This window comes from Microbacterium sp. S308A+ (assembly GCF_049800815.1).
GTDB lineage: Bacteria > Actinomycetota > Actinomycetes > Actinomycetales > Microbacteriaceae > Microbacterium.
Genome location: NZ_JBNAFT010000004.1, coordinates 102,004 through 122,163, shown reverse-complemented (window position 1 = coordinate 122,163; position 20,160 = coordinate 102,004). Strand labels below are relative to the sequence as shown.

Annotated in this window: 15 protein-coding genes; 8 read left to right on the top strand and 7 right to left on the bottom strand. The window is 73.1% G+C overall.

Annotation, left to right across the window (positions count from 1 at the left end):
* Genes kdpB through ACP15J_RS11790 form a run of 4 tightly spaced genes read left to right on the top strand, consistent with a single transcriptional unit; the run spans position 1 to position 6,180 of the window.
* Entirely contained in the window at positions 1 to 2,196 is a 2,196-nt protein-coding gene (gene kdpB / locus ACP15J_RS11805) for a potassium-transporting ATPase subunit KdpB (protein ID WP_424937195.1), read from the top strand.
* Positions 2,197 to 2,228: 32 nt separating this feature from the next.
* Entirely contained in the window at positions 2,229 to 2,876 is a 648-nt protein-coding gene (gene kdpC / locus ACP15J_RS11800) for a potassium-transporting ATPase subunit KdpC (RefSeq protein ID WP_424937194.1), read from the top strand.
* Positions 2,873 to 5,503: an ATP-binding protein gene (locus ACP15J_RS11795; protein ID WP_424937193.1), complete on the top strand. Its 2,631-nt coding sequence runs from the start codon at positions 2,873 to 2,875 to the stop codon at positions 5,501 to 5,503. Before kdpC ends, ACP15J_RS11795 begins: the two co-directional genes overlap by 4 nt.
* Entirely contained in the window at positions 5,500 to 6,180 is a 681-nt protein-coding gene (locus tag ACP15J_RS11790) for a response regulator (protein WP_424937192.1), read from the top strand. Before ACP15J_RS11795 ends, ACP15J_RS11790 begins: the two co-directional genes overlap by 4 nt.
* A 65-nt stretch (positions 6,181 to 6,245) precedes the next feature.
* On the opposite strand, the gene ACP15J_RS11785 is transcribed toward ACP15J_RS11790, so the two are convergent.
* From ACP15J_RS11785 to ACP15J_RS11775, 3 genes are all read right to left on the bottom strand, one after another.
* Complete coding sequence (locus ACP15J_RS11785; protein WP_424937191.1) at positions 6,246 to 8,291, bottom strand: iron ABC transporter permease; 2,046 nt, start codon at positions 8,289 to 8,291, stop codon at positions 6,246 to 6,248.
* Positions 8,292 to 8,365: 74 nt separating this feature from the next.
* Positions 8,366 to 9,397, bottom strand: coding sequence for an iron-siderophore ABC transporter substrate-binding protein (locus tag ACP15J_RS11780; RefSeq protein WP_424937190.1), 1,032 nt, complete (start codon positions 9,395 to 9,397; stop codon positions 8,366 to 8,368).
* Positions 9,398 to 9,493: 96 nt separating this feature from the next.
* Positions 9,494 to 10,306, bottom strand: coding sequence for an ABC transporter ATP-binding protein (locus tag ACP15J_RS11775; RefSeq protein WP_424980953.1), 813 nt, complete (start codon positions 10,304 to 10,306; stop codon positions 9,494 to 9,496).
* 106 nt (positions 10,307 to 10,412) lie between these two features.
* On the opposite strand from ACP15J_RS11775, the gene ACP15J_RS11770 reads away from it, so the two are divergent.
* The gene (locus tag ACP15J_RS11770) at positions 10,413 to 11,420 is read left to right on the top strand and encodes a siderophore-interacting protein (protein ID WP_424937188.1); all 1,008 of its coding nucleotides are present in this window, start codon (positions 10,413 to 10,415) and stop codon (positions 11,418 to 11,420) included.
* 64 nt (positions 11,421 to 11,484) lie between these two features.
* On the opposite strand, the gene ACP15J_RS11765 is transcribed toward ACP15J_RS11770, so the two are convergent.
* Both ACP15J_RS11765 and ACP15J_RS11760 read right to left on the bottom strand, forming a co-directional pair.
* Positions 11,485 to 14,355: a helix-turn-helix transcriptional regulator gene (locus ACP15J_RS11765; protein ID WP_424937187.1), complete on the bottom strand. Its 2,871-nt coding sequence runs from the start codon at positions 14,353 to 14,355 to the stop codon at positions 11,485 to 11,487.
* A gap of 167 nt (positions 14,356 to 14,522) precedes the next feature.
* The gene (locus ACP15J_RS11760; protein WP_424937186.1) at positions 14,523 to 14,876 is read right to left on the bottom strand and encodes a hypothetical protein; all 354 of its coding nucleotides are present in this window, start codon (positions 14,874 to 14,876) and stop codon (positions 14,523 to 14,525) included.
* A 161-nt stretch (positions 14,877 to 15,037) separates the two neighbouring features.
* Between ACP15J_RS11760 and ACP15J_RS11755 the strand changes: the two genes are divergently transcribed.
* Positions 15,038 to 16,075 carry an FUSC family protein gene (locus ACP15J_RS11755; protein ID WP_424937185.1) on the top strand — a complete coding sequence of 346 codons (1,038 nt, stop codon included), beginning with the start codon at positions 15,038 to 15,040 and terminating at the stop codon, positions 16,073 to 16,075.
* Between the two features lie 259 nt (positions 16,076 to 16,334).
* Here the strand turns inward: ACP15J_RS11755 and ACP15J_RS11750 are convergent, their stop codons facing one another.
* Positions 16,335 to 16,700, bottom strand: a complete 366-nt coding sequence (locus ACP15J_RS11750) for a hypothetical protein (protein ID WP_424937184.1) — start codon at positions 16,698 to 16,700, stop codon at positions 16,335 to 16,337.
* A 46-nt stretch (positions 16,701 to 16,746) separates the two neighbouring features.
* On the opposite strand from ACP15J_RS11750, the gene ACP15J_RS11745 reads away from it, so the two are divergent.
* The gene (locus tag ACP15J_RS11745) at positions 16,747 to 17,511 is read left to right on the top strand and encodes a DeoR/GlpR family DNA-binding transcription regulator (protein WP_424937183.1); all 765 of its coding nucleotides are present in this window, start codon (positions 16,747 to 16,749) and stop codon (positions 17,509 to 17,511) included.
* A 232-nt stretch (positions 17,512 to 17,743) separates the two neighbouring features.
* On the opposite strand, the gene putP is transcribed toward ACP15J_RS11745, so the two are convergent.
* Entirely contained in the window at positions 17,744 to 19,255 is a 1,512-nt protein-coding gene (putP, locus tag ACP15J_RS11740) for a sodium/proline symporter PutP (protein WP_424937182.1), read from the bottom strand.
* Between the two features lie 170 nt (positions 19,256 to 19,425).
* Between putP and ACP15J_RS11735 the strand changes: the two genes are divergently transcribed.
* The gene (locus ACP15J_RS11735; protein ID WP_424937181.1) at positions 19,426 to 20,094 is read left to right on the top strand and encodes a DNA alkylation repair protein; all 669 of its coding nucleotides are present in this window, start codon (positions 19,426 to 19,428) and stop codon (positions 20,092 to 20,094) included.
* Positions 20,095 to 20,160 lie beyond the last annotated feature (66 nt).

The window sequence follows — 20,160 nt, the reverse complement described above, 5'->3', positions numbered from 1 at the left end:
ATGACCCTCACCGACACCCGTTCCGCCGAGGCCCCCCAGGCCTCCTCCGCGGCCGAGACGACGCCCGCGCGCGCCCCGCGTGCGTTCGGGGCGCGGCAGCTGGCCGCCGCCCTCCCTGGCGCGCTCCGCCGCCTCAACCCCGCCACGCTCCTGCGCAACCCCGTGATCCTGCTCGTCTGGGCGGGGGCGGCGCTGACGACGGTGCTCGCGATCGCCGAGCCGTTCCTCGGCGGCGCATCGGCCTCGGGCGGCGCCGCCGTCCCGAACGGCTTCACCTGGTCGATCGCGGCGTGGCTCTGGCTCACCGTGCTGTTCGCCAACCTCGCCGAGTCGGTCGCCGAGGGGCGCGGGAAGGCGCAGGCCGCCACCCTGCGCCAGACGAGGACGAGCACGACGGCCCGCCGCGTGCTCGGCTACGACCCCACCGGAGACCCGCTCGCGGAGCGCACGGCGATCGAGGAGGTCTCCTCCGCGGACCTGCGCCTCAGCGACGTCGTGGTGGTCTCGGCCGGCGAGGCGATCCCGGGCGACGGCGACATCGTCTCGGGCATCGCGACCGTCGACGAGTCGGCGATCACCGGCGAGAGCGCGCCGGTCGTGCGCGAGTCCGGCGGCGACCGGAGCGCCGTGACCGGCGGCACCAGGGTGCTCTCGGACCGGATCGTCGTGCGGATCACGTCGAAGCCCGGCGAGACGTTCGTGGACCGCATGATCGCACTCGTCGAGGGCGCGGACCGGCAGCGGACGCCCAACGAGATCGCGCTGAACATCCTGCTCGCCAGCCTGTCGATCGTCTTCCTCGTCGTCGTGCTCGCGCTGAACCCCATAGCCTCCTACGCCGCGTCGCCGGTGAGCGTCCCGGTGCTGATCGCGCTGCTCGTGTGCCTCATCCCCACGACCATCGGCGCTCTGCTCTCCGCGATCGGGATCGCCGGGATGGACCGGCTCGTCCAGCGCAACGTGCTCGCGATGTCAGGTCGCGCGGTCGAGGCGGCGGGCGACGTCACGACCCTCCTCCTCGACAAGACCGGCACCATCACCTACGGCAACCGTCGCGCGAGCGACGTCCGCCACGCGACGGGCGTCGACGCGGAGGAGCTGCTGCGCGCCGCGGCCCTCTCCTCCCTCGCCGACCCCACCCCGGAGGGCGCGTCGATCGTCGACCTCGCCCGCGAGCGCGGGATCGTCGTGGACTCCCCCGCGGGGGCCGAGCCGGTGCCGTTCACCGCGCAGACGCGCATGAGCGGCGTGGACCTGGCCGACGGCACGCGCATCCGCAAGGGCGCCGGCTCCGCGGTGCGGGCGTGGCTCGAGGCCGAGGGGGCGCCCGACAGGGCCGCTGCCGAGGAGGTCGTCAGGGCGGCCGACGAGATCGCCGCGAGCGGAGGCACCCCGCTCGTCGTCGCGGTCGCCGCGCCCTCCGGAAAGGGCGACCGAACGGGCGAGGGCGCCGGGACGCGGATCCTCGGCGTCGTGCACCTCAAGGACGTCGTCAAGGACGGCCTGCGCGAGCGCTTCGACGAGCTGCGCAGCATGGGCATCCGGACGGTCATGATCACCGGCGACAACCCGCTGACGGCCAAGGCCATCGCCGCCGAGGCCGGGGTGGACGACTACCTCGCCGAGGCGACGCCGGAGGACAAGCTCGCCCTCATCCGCCGGGAGCAGGAGGGCGGCCGCCTCGTCGCCATGACCGGCGACGGCACGAACGACGCCCCCGCGCTGGCGCAGGCCGACGTCGGCGTCGCGATGAACACCGGGACCTCCGCCGCCAAGGAGGCGGGGAACATGGTCGACCTCGACTCCGACCCCACCAAGCTCATCGACATCGTGCGGATCGGCAAGCAGCTGCTCATCACCCGCGGCGCGCTGACGACGTTCTCCCTCGCGAACGACATCGCCAAGTACTTCGCGATCATCCCCGCGATGTTCATGGGGGCCTTCCCCGGCCTCGCGGCGCTGAACATCATGCAGCTGCACTCCCCCGCCTCGGCCGTCACGAGCGCGATCGTCTTCAACGCGATCGTGATCGTGTTCCTCATCCCGCTCGCCCTGCGCGGCGTGAAGTACCGGCCCGCGAGCGCCTCGGCGATCCTGCAGCGCAACCTCCTGGTCTACGGGCTCGGCGGCGTCATCGCCCCGTTCCTCGGGATCAAGCTCATCGATCTGGTCGTCAGCCTCATCCCCGGCTTCTGACCGGGCCCGACGACCGTCACGAAAGGCAGATCATGTCCTCGTTCCGTACCTCCGCCCGCACCGCCGGCGTCGCCGTCCGCGCGATGCTCGTGCTCACGCTGCTCCTCGGCGTCGGCTACACGTTCGCGTTCACCGGCCTCGGGCAGCTCCTGTTCCCCTGGCAGGCCAATGGCTCGAAGGTCGACGGCGCAGGAGCGCCGACCGGAGGATGGGCCGGCGGCGGCGAGGCGGTCGGCAGCGCGCTGATCGGCCAGTCCTTCACGGACGCCGACGGCAACGCCCTCCCGCAGTACTTCCAGCCGCGCGCCTCCGCCGCCGGCGACGGGTACGACCCGGCCTCCTCCGGCGGCAGCAACCTGGGGCCGGAGAACCCCGACCTCGTCGCCGCGATCGCCGAGCGCCGCGAGGCCATCGCGGCCCGCGAGCAGGTGCCGGCGGAGAAGGTCCCCGCCGACGCCGTCACCGCCTCGGCCTCCGGCCTCGACCCCGACATCAGCCCGGCGTACGCGGAGCTCCAGGTGGCCAGGGTCGCCGAGGCGCGCGGGCTTCCGGCGGCCGACGTGCGGAAGGTCGTGGAGTCTAAGATGCAGACGCGAGACCTCGGATACCTCGGGGAGCCGCGCGTGAACGTGCTGCAGCTGAACCTCGCCCTCGACGCGCTCGCGAAGGAGAGCCGATGACGGATGCCGCCGAGCCCGCGAGCCGGCCCCAGGGCAGATCCCGGGGCCGGCTCCGCGTGCTGCTCGGCGCCGCGCCGGGAGTGGGCAAGACGTACGAGATGCTCACCGAGGGACGCCGGCTGCGCGATCACGGCCGGGACGTCGTCATCGCCGTCGTCGAGACCCACGGCCGCGCGGCCACCCTCGCGCAGACCGAGGGCCTGGAGCAGGTGCCGAGGGGGATCGTCGAGCACCGCGGCGTGACGCTCGACGAGATGGACCTCGACGCCGTCCTGGCCCGTGCCCCCGAGCTCGCCCTCGTCGACGAACTCGCCCACACCAATGCGCCCGGCTCCCGGCACGCGAAGCGCTGGCAGGACGTGCAGGAGCTCCTGGACGCCGGGATCGACGTCGTCACGACCGTGAACGTGCAGCACATCGAGTCGCTCAACGCCGTGGTCGAGAAGATCACCGGCATCGCGCAGCAGGAGACCGTGCCCGACGAGGTGATCCGCGGCGCCGACGACATCGAGGTGGTCGACCTCGCCCCGCAGTCCTTGCGCGACCGCCTCTCCGCCGGGTTCGTGTATCCGGCGGAGCGGGTGGACGCCGCCCTGTCCAACTACTTCCGGCTCGGCAACCTCACCGCCCTGCGTGAGCTCGCCCTCCTCTGGCTCGCCGACGAGGTCGACAGCGCGCTGCGGTCCTATCGCGTGCAGCACGGGATCGAGAGCGCCTGGCAGACCCGTGAGCGCGTGGTCGTCGCGCTCACGGGCGGCCCCGAGGGCGAGACGCTGCTCCGCCGTGGCGCGAGGATCGCGGCGCGGTCGGCCGGCGGCGAGCTGCTCGCCGTGCACGTCACCACCCAGGACGGCCTGCGCGACGACACCCCCGGCGCGCTCAGCACGCAGCAGCGACTCGTGGAGTCGCTGGGCGGGACCTACCACCAGCTCGTCGGCGACGACGTCCCGGAGACTCTCGTGGACTTCGCCCACTCGGTGGACGCGACCCAGCTCGTGATCGGCGTGAGCCGGAGAGGACGACTCGCGGCCGCGCTCACCGGCCCCGGGATCGGCGCTGAGATCGTCCGCGTCTCCGGCGACATCGACGTGCACATCGTCACCCATGCCGCGGCCGGGAACCAGCACGCCAAGCTTCCCCGGATGACCGGCGGCGCGCTCAGCTGGCGCCGTCAGGTGCTGGGCTTCGTGATCGCACTCGTCGGCGGACCGCTCCTGTCCTGGGGCCTGTTCGTCTCGAGCTCGCCCGAGTCGATCACCTCCGACGTCCTGGCCTACCAGCTGCTGGTCGTGATCGTGGCCCTGGTGGGCGGTCTGAAGCCGGCCCTGTTCGCCGCGATCCTCTCCGGCTTCACCCTCGACTTCCTGTTCGTCCAGCCGCTGTTCACGGTGACCGTGGCCGATCCCCTGCACGGCCTCGCGCTGCTGCTCTACGTCGTCATCGCGGTGCTCGTGAGCATCGTGGTGGACCAGGCCGCGCGTCGCGCCCGTCGCGCGCGCCGGGCCGCGGCGGAGTCCGAGCTCCTGGCCGCCGTCGCCGGGAACGTGCTGCGCGGCGACAGCGCCCCCACGGCGCTCGTCAGCCGTACCCGCGAGGCGTTCGGGCTGAGCGGCGTGCGACTGCTCACGCCGTCCGGAGGCGTGATCGCCCGCGACGGCGAGCCCCTCCCCGACGGCAGGTCGATCACGATGCCGGTCGGCCGGGCCGCCGACGGCACGCCCCGTGCGTTCCTCGAGCTGCACGGCGACGCGCTGGACGCGGCGGGGCGGCGGCTGCTCGACGCGATCCTCGCCCAGCTGGCCGCGGCGATCGAGCACTCGGACCTCCGCGAGACGGCCAAGGAGGCGGCGGTGCTGGCCGAGACGGATCAGGTGCGCAGCGCCCTCCTCTCCGCGCTCAGCCACGACCTGCGTCGTCCGCTCGCGGCCGCGGTCGCAGCGGTCGGCGGTCTCCGCGGCGCGCACGGCCTCTCCGCCGAAGACAGGGCAGAGCTCCTGGCGACCGCGGACGAGAGCCTGGCGACCCTGTCCCGGCTGGTCACCGACCTGCTCGACGTCAGCCGCGTCGAGGCCGGCGTGCTCGCGGTCTCCCTGGGCCGCGTGGACGCCGGCGGGAGCGTCGTCGCGGCGCTGGACGAGCTCTCCCTCGGGCCCGCAGAGGTCGAGCTCGCGCTCGACCAGGACCTCCCGCCGCTGCACGCGGACCCGGTGCTGCTGCAACGCGTCCTGGTGAACCTGCTGACCAACGCCACCCGGCACACGCCCGCCGGGGACCGTGTGATCGTGTCGACGAGCCGTCTGGGCGGCGTGGCCGAGATCCGGGTCATCGATCGCGGCGAGGGCATTCCGGAGGCCCGGCGCGAGAGCGCCTTCCTCCCGTTCCAGCGACACGGTGACACCGACAACACGACCGGACTCGGCCTCGGCCTCGCGCTCTCCCGCGGCTTCGCCGAGGGGATGGGCGGTACGCTGACGGCAGAGGACACCCCCGGCGGAGGCCTCACGATGGTCGTCTCGCTCCCCCTGGCCGCGGACGCCCCCGACGACCGGGACGGCAGCGGGTCCTCTCCGCGGCACGATGCCGGCACGGGGGACGCCGCCGGCACGGGAGAGGAGACGGCACGATGAGACTGCTCGTGGCGGACGACGACCCGCAGCTCGTCCGGGCTCTGCGCATCACCCTCGCCGCGCACGGCTACGACGTCATCGCCGTTCCCGACGGCGCCGCCGCCGTGACGACCGCCGCGCAGGCTCGGCCGGACGTCGTCCTCCTCGACCTCGGCATGCCGCGCCTGGACGGGATCGGCGTCATCGAGGCGATCCGCGGATGGAGCGATGTGCCGATCCTCGTGGTCTCAGGACGCACGGGATCGGCCGACAAGGTCCAGGCCCTCGACGCCGGCGCCGACGACTACGTGACCAAGCCGTTCCAGGTCGACGAGCTGCTCGCGCGGCTCCGCGCCCTCTCCCGGCGCCGCTCGACCGCCCCCGCCGAGGCGATCGTCGTCTTCGGCGACGTGGAGGTGGACCTCTCGGCGAAGTCCGTCACCCGCGCCGGATCCCGCGTGCACCTCACCCCGACCGAGTGGCAGATCCTGGAGCACCTCGCCCGGCATCCCGGCGCGCTCGTGACCAGGCAGGAGCTGCTGCGCGACATCTGGGGCACCGAGCATGTGACCGACACCGGCTATCTGCGGCTGTACCTCTCGCAGCTGCGGAAGAAGCTCGAGCCCGTCCCCGGATCCCCCGTCCACCTGATCACCGAGCAGGGGATGGGCTACCGCCTGGTGCTCGACGCCTCCTGACGGGACGGCGCAGGGCACGCCCGGACGAGAACGCCTCGGTCGAGACCCGCCCCGTGTGCCCCCGCTCACGCGTCGCGAGACCGCCAGAGGAGCCAGACGAAGTACGGGGCGCCGAGGAGCGCGACGATGAGACCGGCGGGGATCTGCGCGGGTGCGAGCACGGTGCGTCCCACCGCGTCCGCCACTCCGACGAGCACGGCGCCGAGGAGCATCGAGACCGGCACCACCCGCCCGTTGCGGGAGCCGACCAGCGCCCTGGCGGCGTGCGGCGCCACCAGCCCCACGAAACCGACCACGCCCACCGCGACGACGCTGAGCGCGGCCAGCACCGCGGCGACCAGCAGCAGCGTCAGGCGCGAGCGCTCGAGCGGCACGCCCAGCAGCCGAGGCGTGTCCTCGTCCATCGCGACCACGTCGAGATCGCGCCGCTGGGCCAGGACGGCGGGGAGGGCGATCGCGAGCGCCACGAGCAGCGGGACCACCTGCTCCCAGATGCGCCCGTACGTCGTCCCGGAGAGCCAGGTGTAGATACGAGGGGTGTCCCAGGGATTGCTCCGCAGCAGGACGAAGGTCGTGAGCGAGATCGCCCCGTAGGAGACGCCGATGCCGATGAGCACGAACCGGTCCGCGCTGATCCCTCCGCGCCAGGCCAGACCATAGACGAGCACGAAGGCCAGCAGCGCCCCCACGACCGCCGCGACGAGCATCCCGAAGGTCGACGCGGCCGCGCTCGTCACGATGAGAACGGCACCCAGCCCTGCGCCTCCGGTGATGCCCAGGAGGCTCGGGTCCGCCAGCGGGTTGCGGCTCACCGACTGCGTCACCGCGCCGGCCAGGGCGAGGGCTGCTCCCGCCGTCACCGCCGCCACCACGCGCGGCGCGCGTTCGTCCAGCGCGAAGGCGATCTCCGGCGGCGCATGGCCCTGCAGCCACAGCAGCACGTCTCCGGTGAGGAGCGGGGTGCTGCCGACGAGGAGCCCGCCCACGATCACCGCGCACAGGGCGACAAGACCCGCGACCAGCACGACCCGGAACACGCGCGGTCCTCGTACCCCGAAGCGCACCGACGGGGGACGGCGAGTGGGACCCGCGTCGCGCAGCCGGCGTGCCATCGCGACGAGGACGATCCCGCCGAGCACGGTGGTCGCGACGCCGGTCGGGACCGCGATCGCCCCCTCGGCGCCGATGAGCGCGCGCAGCAGGGCGTCCGCCAGGATCACGACGATCGCACCGATCAGCCCGGCTGCGGGGAGCAGCAGCACGTGCCGCCCGAGCGCGGGCACGAGGCGGGAGAGGAGCCGTGCGAGCACCGGCGCACAGAGCCCGACGAAGCCGATGGGGCCGGCGAGGGTCACGGCCGTCGCGGTGAGGACGACGGAGAGGAGGATCCCGGCCACGCGGGTGGAACGGACAGGCACCCCGAGCGACGACGCGGTGTCGTCGCCGAGGGACAACACGTCCAGCCGACGGGCGAGGACCATCGACAGCGCGAGGGCGCCGAGGACCACGGGGGCCGCCCGGAGGAAGGCCTCCAGGCCCAGCTGCGACAGGCTGCCGCTCCCCCACGCCAGCAGCCCCTTGGTCTGCTCCTCGAAGAGGATCAGGAGCGTCGAGGTCCCCGCTTGGAGCGCGAGGGCGAGAGCAGACCCCGCGAGCACGAGGCGCGTCGTCGACGAGCCGGCGCCTCCCGCGATCCCGAGCACGAGCGCGGCGGCGAGCAGGCCGCCGGCGAACGCGACCGCCCCCGACGCCCAGATCGGCACGCTCACGCCGAAGGCCGTGGCCGCCGTGACGGCGAAGTACGAGCCGGCCGTGACCCCCAGCGTGTCGGGCGAGGCGAGGGAGTTGCGCGAGAGCGACTGCATGAGGATCCCCGCCGCGCCCAGGGCGACGCCCACGGCGACGCCTGCGGCGAGGCGAGGGATACGGGAGCCGAGGAGGATCTCGGGGTCCGCGAAGACCGCTCCGCTCGTGCCCTGCGTCAGGTGCCAGCAGGCGACGAGGACGAGAGCCAGCGCGAGTCCGACGAGCACGGCCACCGCCGCGCCGGTCGAGCCGCCGCCCGCGGGCGTCCCCGGCGCCTCACCCGCCCTCCCGCGGGGATTGAGCACACCTCGACGATCCCCGGCGCTTTCCCCGACGGCGGCCGTGTCCCGGCCCGGCTCGACGGCGGACGGCCCCGCGGTCACTTGGTCAGCACGCCGACGAAGGCGTCGACGATCTGCGTGGCCGAGCGCGGGCCGCCGAAGGTCCAGATCCCGCGGGGGAACGCGGTCACCCGTCCGTCCTTGACCGCGGGGATCGACGCCCAGGCGGGGTTCTTCTTCGCCGCCTCGACGAAGCTCTCCGAGTCCGGATCCTCGGTGCCGGTGTAGAAGAGGCTGGCGTCGCCGATGGTCGTCATCCCCTCGATGTCCGTCGCGCCGAGCCCGTACGCCGGGTCGACCTCGCCCTTCCACGCGTTGGTGAGGCCCAGCCGCTCCCCGATCTCGCCCACCAGCGACCCCTGCCCGAAGGGACGCAGCGAGACGTTCCCGCCATCGACCCACCCGTCGAAGAAGACGAAGTCGGTGGTGACGGGCCTCGCGGCGGCGACCTTCTTCTCAGCCTCGGCGAGATGCTGCTCGAACTCGCCGATCACGGCCTTCGCGCGCTCCTCGCGTCCAGTGGCGGCGGCGATCAGCTCGAACGTGTCCGTCATCTCCCGGACAGGATCGGCGGCGTCCGCGCCGGTCGTGGCGAGGACGGGGACGCCGTACTTCTCCAGCTGCGCGATGATCGGGGCGTCGGGGGTGCTCGCCTCGACGACCACAAGGTCGGGCTTGGCCTGGAACAGCGCGTCGAGGTTCGGCTCCTGCCGGGTGCCGACCGAGGGGACGTCCTCCGGCAGCTCCTCCGCGGTGTCCCAGAGCCGGTACCCGTCGGCGTCAGCGACGGCCACCGGGGTGAGGCACAGGGAGAGCACGTCCTCGATCTGCTGCCATTCCAGGGCGGCGACACGCGACGCGGGGCGATCGAGCTGCACGGTGCGGCCCAAGGAGTCGGTGAGCGAGACCGGCCCGGTCGCGGTCGTGGTCGTGTCCTCGGCGCAGCCCTGGCCGGTCGCGGTCGCCGGGGAAGAGGTCGGCGCCGAGGAGGACGGCTGGGTCGTGCCGCAGGCGGTGAGGGCGAGAGCGAGCGCGCCGAGGGCGGCGACGACGGCGAGGGGCTTCTTCATGGGGACTCCGTCTCGGAAGGCGGGCACGCGGGCGCCCGGGGGTGTGGTCGATGTCGGGGAGGGCGGGCAGGAGGCAGGGGTGGCTCGGGCAGACCCTCACCGGCCGACAGGGACGGGCTGCGCCCACTCGGCCGGCGCGGCGACGCTCGGACGACGACCGTGATGGCGACCACGCGGGATCACGCGCACCCGGCCCGTCTCGGCGTCGACGACCGTGTCGATGTGCAGCCCGTAGACCGGCGACAGGTTCTCGCCGGTGAGCACCGAGACGGGGTCGCCGGTGGCATGCACCCGGCCGCGATGGAGGAGCACCACCTCGTCGGCCACCTCGGCGGCATGGCCGAGATCGTGCAGCACCACGCCGAGGGCCGTCCCTCGATCGGCAAGGTCGCGCACGAGATCGAGCGTCTCGATCTGATAGCGCAGGTCGAGATGGTTCGTGGGCTCGTCGAGGAGCAGGATGCCGGTGTCCTGGGCGAGAGAGGTCGCCAGCCAGACGCGCTGCAGCTCGCCCCCGGAGAGCTCGTCCACCGGACGGTGGGCCATCTCGACGAGCCCGGTGAGGGAGAGGGCTCGGTCGATCGCGTTCCGGTCGTCCACGGTCAGACCCGCGAAACGACCACGATGAGGATGGCGCCCGTGGGTCACCACATCGCGCACCTCAAGGCCCGAGGGGTGCGGGCGGGACTGCGACAGCATCGCCACCGTCCGCGCGAACTCGCGGGCGGAGAGGGTCTCGACATCGCGTGCCCCTCCTGCGTCGGCACCGATCCGGACCGAGCCTGTCTCGACCCGGTGCAGGCGGGCGATCGCCCGCAGGAGCGTGGACTTGCCGCTGCCGTTGGGGCCGACGAGCGCCGTCACCGCTCCGGGGCGCAACCGGAGCGAGACGTCGTGCACCACGGGGATCCGCCCGTAGCGCAGCGCGAGGTTCTCGGCGCTGAGCTCGCCGATCTCGGGGGTGGGGGGAGGGGCGCGGTGGTCATATTAGGGCATCCTAACCTATACTGGCGGGGTGAGTCATCCCTATCGCACGTACCGAACGACCGTCGCCCGCCTCACGCCGCTCTCCCCCCACTTCACCCGGATCACGCTCCACGGCGACGATCTGCAGTGGTTCGGGACCGACGGCCTGGATCAGCGCATCAAGGTGATGATCCCCTTCGGGGACGGCTCGTTCACCGACGTCGGGCAGTTCGACGAGTCGCAGTCGATGACCGAGTGGTACCGCCGATGGCGCGAGCTCCCTGACGCGCAGCGCAACCCCGTGCGCACCTACACGGTCCGCGCGGTGCGCCCCGAGGAGCGCGAGATCGACGTCGACTTCGTCCTGCACGGCACGTCAGGCCCGGCGTCGGCCTGGGCCACCGCGGCCGCCGTGGGCGACGTCCTCGCCGTCGTCGGGCCGGACGCGCGGGTCGAAGGGCACGACGGGGGGATCGAATGGCATCCCGGAGAGGCGACGACGCTGCTCATCGCCGGCGACGAGACCGCCGTCCCCGCCATCTGCGCGATCGTCGAGTCGCTTCCGGCCGATGCGACGGGACAGGTGCTGGCCGAGGTGCCGACCGAGGCCGATGCCCTGCCGCTCTCCGCCCCGGCCGGTGTCGCCGTGACCTGGCTCGCTCGCGGCTCCGCCGCCCACGGCGTGCGCCTGAGCGCCGCCGTGCACGCCTGGGGGCAGGAGCGCGCGGCGCATCTCGCCGACACGGCAAGACGAGCACCGGCCCTACGGGCCGCGGACTCGGCCGCCACCGCCTCGACCAGACGCTCGGCGAGCCAGGAGAGCACCGGAGGGGGCGTCGCGACGCTCGCTCCGGTCGCGGAGGAGTTCGCCGAGCCGGATGAGGACGAGGTGCTGTGGGAGGTCCCCGATCGGGTCTCCGGTGGCGAATACGCCTGGCTCGCCGGCGAGGCGGGGACGATCACCGCCCTCCGCCGCCACCTCGTCCGGGATCTCGGTATCGATCGTCGTTCGATCGCCTTCATGGGCTACTGGAGGGAAGGCCGCGCCGAGGCCTGACCCGCGCTTCGGCGGCGCTCGGGCAACGGGAGGGTCGCGGCCTGACCCTTCCGGGACGTCGGGATCACCCCCGACGGGAGGCGGCGACCGCGGCCTCGGTGCGCGTGGCGACGCCGAGCTTGCGCAGGATGGCCGAGACGTGCACGCTCGCGGTCTTGGCGCTGATGAACAGCCGCTCCCCGATCTGTCGGTTGCTGAGCCCCTCCGCGATCAGCTCCAGCACCTGCTGTTCACGAGCCGTGAGCGCGCTGGGGTCCGGCCCCGCCGAACGAGTCTCGCCATCGGCGCGGCCGGCGAGCGGGCCGGCGAGACCGGTCGCGTCCGCGATCGCCGCGATCTCGCGCCGCAGCCCGGCGTGACCGATCCGCTCCGCGATCTCCGCGGCGATCGACACCTCCTCCGCCGCCACCGCGCGATCGGCACGGGCGCCGGACGTCACGAGCAGTCGGACGAGCTCGCGCCGCAGGAGCACCCGGAACACCGCGGGCATGTCCTCTCCGTCGGCGATGCGCACCGCCTCGCGCACCCCGGACGGCGAGGGGTCCAGCATCGCGGCGAGCATCGCCCGCCACTCCGCCCGGCGGAGCTCGGCGGGAAGGGCGTCCCAGGCGCGGCGCACCACCGCCGCGGTCTCTGCCGCTGCGGCGTCATCTCCTCGGGCGCGGAGGCTCGCGACGACCCAGCCGCCGTCGAGCAGCATCCGAGCCTCATGTCCCAGCCGCGGCCCCGGATCGGCCTCGAGCGCCCGCAGCAGCTCGCGGGCGCCGGCGAGATCGCCCGCCGCGAGTGTGACCGAGAGGTCGGCCGCACGCACCGAGTACCAGATCTGCCGCTCGACGGCCCCGGCCGCCTCGAATGTCGCGTGCCATTCGTCTCGAAGGCTCCGCGCCTCGTCGATCCGCCCGCGCCAGGCGAGGGCACGGATGCGGGAGACCGTCGTGTAGACGCGGAAGATGCGGAGCGTGCGCATCGTGAGGTCTTTCGCGAGAAGCTCCTCGACCCGGTCGATCTCACCGAGCTCCAGAAGCGGCTCGACCATGTTCTGGGTCATGATCGAGCCGGTCGTGCGCTCGATCCCCAGCCGACGGGCGTGCGCGATCCCCTCTTCGGCCACCCGGACCGCCTCGCGGTACCGGCCGAGCGTGCGCAGGGCGTCGGAGTAGTTGACGCGGTAGCGCAGCCGGGGATCGTGGTCGACCGCGCATTCCCAGGACAACCGGTAGTCCGCCAGCCCCTCGGCCACCTGCCCCAGATGCACGCGGCTGCTCCCGCGCAGGTTCGCTGCCACGGACATCGCGGCGTCGTCGCCGATGCGCTCGGCGAGCCGGAACGCCTCGTCGGCGGTCGCGACCGCCTCCTCGGATCGGCCGCCGGTCAGGTGCCGGCCGGCGAGGTAGTTGAGCATGGTGGCGCGCAGACGGTCGTCGTCCACCCGCCCGTCCATCACCGCCAGCCCCTCGCGCAGCAGCTCGACCGAGCCCGGCCGGCCGAGGTTCTGCAGATAGAGCGCCTTGTCGCGGAGCAGTCGCACGTACGCCGCCGGGTCGGTGGTCACAGGGTCCGCCTCGGCGAGCGCGAGATCCACGACCGTGAGCGCCCGCTCGCCGTCGCCGGCGTTGCGCAGGATCGATCCGAGCCGCGCGAGCAGGGTCACACGGTCGATCCCCACCGCGGCCTCGGCGGCGGGCACCTGTTCCCACAGCTCGAGCGCGAGCTCGCCGAACCGTGCCGCGGTGGAGAAGGCGTAGCTGGTCTTCGCCTGCTGCATGGCGTCGACCGCGGACACGAGGGCCCGATGCGGGTCGTGCGCCTGGTGCCAGTGGAAGGCGAGGGCGGACGCCGGAGCCGTGCCCTCCAGCGCTTCGGCGTAGGCGCGGTGCAGGCGGGCCCGCTCGCCCGGGAGCAGGTCGTCGTGCACCGCCTCGCGCAGCAGGGCGTGCCGGAAGCCGTAGGCCTCGCCGTCGAGGACCGCGAGGATCGCGGAGTTCGCCGCCTCGCGGACGGCTTCGTCGAGGCGGTCGTCGGGCAGGCCGGCGAGCGCCGAGAGCAGACGGTGCGGCACGGCTCCGTCCGAGCCGGACACCGTGCGGACCACGCGCTTGGCGTCGTCCCCGAGCAGATCGAATCGCACCAGGAGCACGTCGCGCAACGTGTCGGGGATCGGTCCCAGAGCGTTGCACGCGAGCTCCTCGACGAAGAACGGCACGCCCTCGCTGCGCTCCAGGAGCCGTGCGAGAGCGGCTTCATCGACCGGGCCGCTGATCTCCTGCACCATCTGCCGCACCGCGACCGGGTCCAGCCGCCGCAGGGCGACCCTGTCGAGCAGGCGGGCGCGCTCGGCCTCGACGAGGAAGCCCCGCACCGGACCCCCTCGCCGCACCTCGTCGATGCGGCAGGTGAAGAGGAAGAGCACCCGACGCCCCATGAGCGCACGGAGGAGGAAGGACAGCATGGAGAGGGTGGCCGCGTCGGCCCAGTGCAGGTCTTCGACGACGATCACGAGCGGACGGCGCTCGGCGGCCGCCTCGAGCAGGTTCGCGATGACCTCGCCGAGCCCTTCCGGTCCCACCGCCGAACGGTCGACCGGGCCGTCGCCCCGCTCCGGCAGGAGCAGGCGCAGCGCCTCGCGCCCCGGCCCCGCCGCCGTCTCGGCCTCGTCGCCCAGCTCGGCCAGGACCCCGCGGAGGATCGCGGGGAGAGGACCGTACGGCGCGGGCGTGGAGCCGTAGTCCAGGCACCAGCCGACGAGGACGGTCGCCGCGTCCCCGACCCGCGCGCCGAACTCCCGCAGCAGACGCGACTTGCCGATCCCCGCCTCGCCCGCCACGAGCAGCGCGCCGGACTGCCCGGCCGACGCACGATCGAGCGCCGTCCGCAGGACGTCGAGCTCGGCGTCGCGGCCGATCATCTCGACGGTCGGGGCGGTGAGGGCCATGCCCTCATCGTGCCACCGGCCACCGACATCCGGGGCGGCCGCGGCCACGCCGGCCGACGCCGCCCGCCGTCCTCCGCGCGGGCCCGGCCCCCACCCTCGGGCCGGCCGGACGTGCGCGGCTTCGGCCCTGCCGTCGAGCCGGGCAGGAGCCGCCCCGTCCCCCGCCGTCACACCGAACGGGAAGCGGTCGCTCGAGAGGCGACGGGGGCGGGGCGGGAGGCCGCGGACCGCCCGGGGGCGAGACGCGGCGAAGCGGCGCAGGAGGTCGCCGCGGTCGGGGAGGTCGTGGGGACCGGCGCCGTGCTCGCCGCGGCCGGAGCCGGCCGGACGTCCGCGGCGGGCGAGGCCGCCGGGCCCCGCGACGCACGCCGGCGTGCCGAGGCGTCGCGGAGCCGGGTCAGCAGGCCGCGACGCGGTGGGAGCCGGTCGGCGTTCTCCGCGATGACGCGGGCACGCTCGGCGGCCTGGGCGATCTCGAGCTGCGAGACGCGGTAGGTGAGGGAGGGGTGCTGCTCGAACATCGTGAGCTCCTTGGTGCTCTGTCTCCTTGGTTCTCTGTCCCCTTACTCTTCGCGCTAAGGCCCCCTCCGCTCATCGGGCAGATGCCTTATCTTTCCGGCGACGGAGACGGAGGAACCGGGGCGATCGTCTGAGACCGCGGTCCCGCGGCTACCGTGGAGCCATGGGCATGTCCGCCGCGATCCGCGCCGCCAAGCGCGCCCCGCTGCTGCAGGTCGCCAAGTCCGCGGCGGCGACCATCGCGGCCTGGCTCGTCGCCGGAGCCGTCGTGCCGGGACCCCTTCCCGTCTTCGCCGCGATCGCCGCTCTGCTGGTCGTGCAGCCGAGCGTGAACCAGTCGCTCGCCAAAGCGATCGAGCGCAGCATCGGCGTGATCGCCGGCGTCGTGATCGCGATGCTCCTCAACCTCCTCCTGGGCACCCAGAACGGGACCGTGCTCCTCGCCGTCGTCGTCGCGATGCTCGTGGCCTGGGCATTCAAGGCCACCCCCGGAACCGGGAACCAGGTGGCCATCTCGGCGATGCTCGTCCTCGCGCTCGGCTCTTCGAGCCCCGCATACGCGATCGACCGGATCGTGGAGACGCTCATCGGCGCCGCGATCGGGATCGTGGTCAACGTGCTCATCGTGCCGCCGGTGCTCGTCGCCCCCGCCCGCCGCGACATCGCGCTGCTGGGAGGCGAGCTCGCCGCGACCCTCGACCGCCTGGCCGACGCCCTCCCCGCCGTGCAGCCGCCGGCACGGCGCGAAGAGCTGCTGCTCGAGGCCCGCCTCCTCCGGCCGATGAAGGAGGCGGCCGAGGCGTCGGTGGCGGCCGGCGAGGAGTCGCTCTCGCTCAACCCCCGCCGATCCGCGCACCGCGACGAGCTGCGCGCGGCGCGCGCCCTGCTCGACCGGCTCAGCCCGATCGTCACGCAGGTGATCGGCATGACCCGCGCGTACCTCGACCACTATGACGACACGCTCGCGGAGGAGCCCGCCCTCGGCGCGATCGCCGAGCAGCTGCGCCGCGCCGGGCACGACGTGCGGCTGGCCGTGCAGCTCGCCGAGGTCTCCCCGGAGCCGGAGCCGCTGACCTCCGCCGTCCCCGCGCTGACGGCCCCGCTCGCGCTGCGCCCGCCGTCCTCGGACCACTGGATCCTCATCGGCTCGCTCATGGAGGACCTCCGCCGCATCCACGGCGAGCTCCGCGCCGAGGACTGATCTCGCCCGTCCCTCCCGCCCCCGGCTCCGTCCGCCGGCTCCCGCCGACCCGGCCCGGCCCGGCCCGTCCCTCCCGTCGCCGCATCCCGCCCGTCTTCACCTCCCGTCGCGAAATCTGTCGTCAAATCCCCGGAATGCCGACATTTTTCGAGACGGGAACGGATAGGCGCGACGCGACGGGAGGGAGCGACGGCCGGGGAAGCAGGGAGGGAGCGACCACCGGGGCGCGCCGCGCGGCGCGGAGACGCGGCGGTCGACTTCAGGCGCGGGGGATCTCAGCGACGGAGGAGTAGACCGGGAGCCCCCGCTCGCGGGCGATCGCCACGTCCTGGTCGGCGCCGCGGGACTCGCCGGGGAGCCGCAGCACCGCGTCGCAATGCTGGAGAAGGCGCTCGGCCGTGGGATACATGACCTTCGCGGCGAGAGGATCGTCCGGACCGCTCGCGCCGGCGCTGGACAGGACGGGAAGGGCGACCCACTCCCCGATCATCGGGATATGACCGGCCTCGAAGATCGGCCAGGCCGCCTCCTCGAGCCGCTTCAGGTTCCGCGCCATCAGCGCGGGATCGCCATCGGTGCCGGACGCGTAGGGGCCGGCGATCAGGATCAGCATCGGTTTGCTCATCCCGCCACCATAGTGCACAATCGTGAAAGAACAGGAAGGAATCGGAATGCTGGCTGCCGCCCGCCGAGAACTGCTCCTCGATCGCCTCCGCCGCGACGGACGCCTCGTCGCGAAGGAGATCGCCGCCGAGCTGGGCCTCTCCGAGGACAGCATCCGTCGCGATCTGCGCGAGCTCGACGACGCCGGCCTCGCCGTCCGCGTCTACGGCGGAGCGCTGCCGGCCTCGCCCGCCATCGCCGACTACGCGACCAGGACCACGGTCGCCGCCGAGAGCAAACGCGGGGTCGCCGCAACCGCCGCCGCCCTCGTCCGTCCAGGAGCGACGGTCATCCTCGACGGCGGCACGACCGCGCTGGCCGTCGTCGCGGCCCTCCCACGATCCCTCGACTGCACCGTCGTGACGCACAGCCCTACCGTCGCCGCGGCGCTGCTGGACCATACCGCCGACGTGTTCCTCCTCGGCGGGCGTCTCTTCAAGCATTCGGCGGTCGCCTGCGGGGCGGCGGCGGTCGAGGCGGCGAGCGCGATCAGTGCCGACCTCTTCCTCCTCGGCGTCACCGGCGTCCACCCGACGGCGGGACTCACGACGGGAGACCCGGACGAGGCGGCGATGAAGCGGGCGCTCGCCGCGCGTGCCGCGGAGACCTACGTGCTCGCGAGCGACGAGAAGATCGGGGCCGCCTCCCGCTTCTCCGTGCTCCCCCTCGACGCCGTCGCCGGCGTCGTCGTCGATCGCTCGCCGCGGCGCGGAGACACGAAGGAGGCCGCTCTCCGCGAGCTCGAGGAGCGCGGGATCACGCTCCTCTCCTGACCCGGCCCGCCCGGCCCAGACCTGCCCGGCCCCGCCTCGTCGGCTCCCCTCCCACACGCCTGCCCGACCTCGCCCCGGCTCCCCCACCGTTTCCCCTCGCGAAATCTGTCGCTCTATCCGGAAAGGAACGACAGAGTTCGCGACGGGAACCGACCTCCTCCGGCCGGCGTCTCGGACAGGAGGGGCCCCGGACAGGAGGGGCCTCGGGCGGGAGAGCGCCCCGAGAGGGCGCTCAGGGGGTGTCACCGACGGCATGGGGCCGCGGGAGAGCGAGCAGCGTGCCGGTCTCGGTGAACTCCCGCTGGATCTCGTCGTCATGCCGATAGGTGAGGAGACTGATCGCCACGGCCGCGACGAACCCCAGGACGAACGCCGGGAGCAGCTCGTAGAGGCCCGTGTCCAGCGCCTTCCAGAGGAAGACGGTCGCTGCGCCGACGGACATCCCCGCCAGAGCGCCCGCGGTCGTCAGCCGACGCCAGAAGAGACTGAGCAGGATCACCGGGCCGAAGGCCGCACCGAACCCGGCCCAGGCGAACGAGACGAGGCCGAGGATCGTGTCGTTCGGGCTCAGCGCGAGGATCAGCGCCACCACGGCGACCACGAGCACGGCGAGCCGGCCCAGGAGCACCAGGCGCTTCTGCGGCGGAGGCGTCCGCCGGAACACCGCGTACAAGTCCTCGACGAGCGCCGAGGAGCAGACGATGAGCTGGCTCGAGATCGTGCTCATGATCGCCGCGAGCACGGCGGCCAGCACCAGACCCGCGACGAACGGGTGCAGCAGCGTCTTCGACATCAGCAGCACGACGGTCTCGGGGTTGCTCAGGTCCGTGCCGGTCCTGGCGATGTAGGCGACGCCGACGAGACCCGCGAGCACCGCTCCAGCCATCGACACGACCATCCATGAGATCCCGATCCGGCGGGCGCTCTTCGCCTCCTGCGGACTGCGCAACGCCATGAACCGCACGATGATGTGCGGCTGCCCGAAGTAGCCGAGACCCCAGGCGAGGGACGAGACGATCGCGAGCACGGTGCCCCCGGTGAGCGCCGTGTCGCCGAGGAGTGAGAGATGACCGGGGGCGACCTCGCCCAGGGTCTCTGCCGTCTCGCCGAGCCCGCCGACCGCCACCACCGCCGCGACCGGCACGACGATCAGCGCGACGACCATCATCAGCCCCTGCACCACGTCGGTGAGCGAGGCGCCGAGGAACCCGCCGAACAGCGTGTAGGCGAGCGTCACGCCGCTCACCAGCAGAACGCCGACGAGGTAGTCGCCGCCGAAGGAGCTCTCGAAGAACACCCCGCCGGCGACCATCCCGGAGGAGATGTAGAGGGTGAAGAACACGAGGATGACGACCCCGGAGAGCACCCGCAGCAGCCGGGTGCGGTCGCGCAGCCGGTTCTCGAAGAAGCTCGGGACGGTGATCGAGTTGCGTGACACCTCGCTGTACGCCCGCAGCCGCGGCGCGACGAGGAGCCAGTTGAGATACGCGCCGATCGTGAGGCCGATCGCGATCCAGGCCTCGATGAGCCCGGAGAGGTAGATCGCCCCGGGCAGCCCCATCACGAGCCAGCCGGACATGTCGGACGCGCCCGCGCTCAGCGCGGCGATCCACGGCGGAAGACTCCGTCCGCCGAGCATGTAGTCCTCGTGGTCCTCGGTCCGGCGGAACGCCAGGTAGCCGATGAACAGCATCCCCGCGAAATACAGCCCCAATGCCCCATACGTGAAGACCTGATCAGACATCTTCGTCCCCCTCTCCTGCTCCCCCCGAGCAGGACCCGTTCGATCTTGCCAAGCCGCCGCCGCGGGCGCCACCCTTTTCTTGTGCGTTCCGTCCCCCTCTGGCATTCCGCCGCAGCCTCGCGCTCTGAGCCTTCCCGTACGACGAACTAGGCTGTCGGCGGAGGTGCCCCATGACAGAGACGACGCTCAGCGACGCGCTCGAGGAGCTCGCCGCACTGGAGGACCCGAAGGCGCGCGCGGTGAACGAGCGTCATGGAGACGCCCATGGCGTCAACCTCACCAAGATGCGGGGGGTGGCAAAACGCATCGGCACCGATCAGGAGCTCGCCCGTCAGCTCTGGGCGTCCGGCGACGTGGCGGGACAGCTGCTCGGTCTCCTGATCTGCCGTCCCCGCGACTTCTCCGCCGACGAGCTGGACGCCATGGTCCGGGCGACCGACAGCGCCAAGGCGCACGACTGGCTCGTCAACTACGTCGCGAAGAAGTCCCCGTTGTCCGAGGAGATGCGGCTGCGCTGGCTCGACGACCGTGACGAGGGCGCACGGGCCGCCGCCTGGTCGCTCACCACCGATCGCGTGGCCAAGAAGCCCGAGGGACTGGACCTCGACGCCCTGCTCGACACGATCGAGCGCGAGCTGAAGGACGCGCCGAGCCGGCTGCAATGGGCGATGAACGAGACGCTCGCCCACATCGGCATCCACCACCCCGAGCATCGCGCCAGGGCGATCGCGATCGGCGAGCGCCTGCAGGTGCTGGCCGACTACCCCACTCCGCCGAACTGCACCTCGCCGTTCGCTCCGGCGTGGATCGCCGAGATCGTCCGCCGCCGCGAGGGCTGACCCGCGGTCTTCCTCGCCCGGCTCCGGTCCTCGCCCGGATCGGGTCACGCGAACCGCTTGAGCGCG

Excerpts from the sequence above, each read along its gene's own strand:
- kdpB (WP_424937195.1), top strand. The coding sequence starts at position 1 with ATGACCCTCACCGACACCCGTTCCGCCGAGGCCCCCCAGGCCTCCTCC.
- kdpC (WP_424937194.1), top strand. The coding sequence starts at position 2,229 with ATGTCCTCGTTCCGTACCTCCGCCCGCACCGCCGGCGTCGCCGTCCGC.
- ACP15J_RS11795 (WP_424937193.1), top strand. The coding sequence starts at position 2,873 with ATGACGGATGCCGCCGAGCCCGCGAGCCGGCCCCAGGGCAGATCCCGG.
- ACP15J_RS11790 (WP_424937192.1), top strand. The coding sequence starts at position 5,500 with ATGAGACTGCTCGTGGCGGACGACGACCCGCAGCTCGTCCGGGCTCTG.
- ACP15J_RS11780 (WP_424937190.1), bottom strand. The coding sequence starts at position 9,397 with ATGAAGAAGCCCCTCGCCGTCGTCGCCGCCCTCGGCGCGCTCGCTCTC.
- ACP15J_RS11765 (WP_424937187.1), bottom strand. The coding sequence starts at position 14,355 with ATGGCCCTCACCGCCCCGACCGTCGAGATGATCGGCCGCGACGCCGAG.
- ACP15J_RS11760 (WP_424937186.1), bottom strand. The coding sequence starts at position 14,876 with ATGTTCGAGCAGCACCCCTCCCTCACCTACCGCGTCTCGCAGCTCGAG.
- ACP15J_RS11755 (WP_424937185.1), top strand. The coding sequence starts at position 15,038 with ATGGGCATGTCCGCCGCGATCCGCGCCGCCAAGCGCGCCCCGCTGCTG.
- ACP15J_RS11750 (WP_424937184.1), bottom strand. The coding sequence starts at position 16,700 with ATGAGCAAACCGATGCTGATCCTGATCGCCGGCCCCTACGCGTCCGGC.
- ACP15J_RS11745 (WP_424937183.1), top strand. The coding sequence starts at position 16,747 with ATGCTGGCTGCCGCCCGCCGAGAACTGCTCCTCGATCGCCTCCGCCGC.
- putP (WP_424937182.1), bottom strand. The coding sequence starts at position 19,255 with ATGTCTGATCAGGTCTTCACGTATGGGGCATTGGGGCTGTATTTCGCG.
- ACP15J_RS11735 (WP_424937181.1), top strand. The coding sequence starts at position 19,426 with ATGACAGAGACGACGCTCAGCGACGCGCTCGAGGAGCTCGCCGCACTG.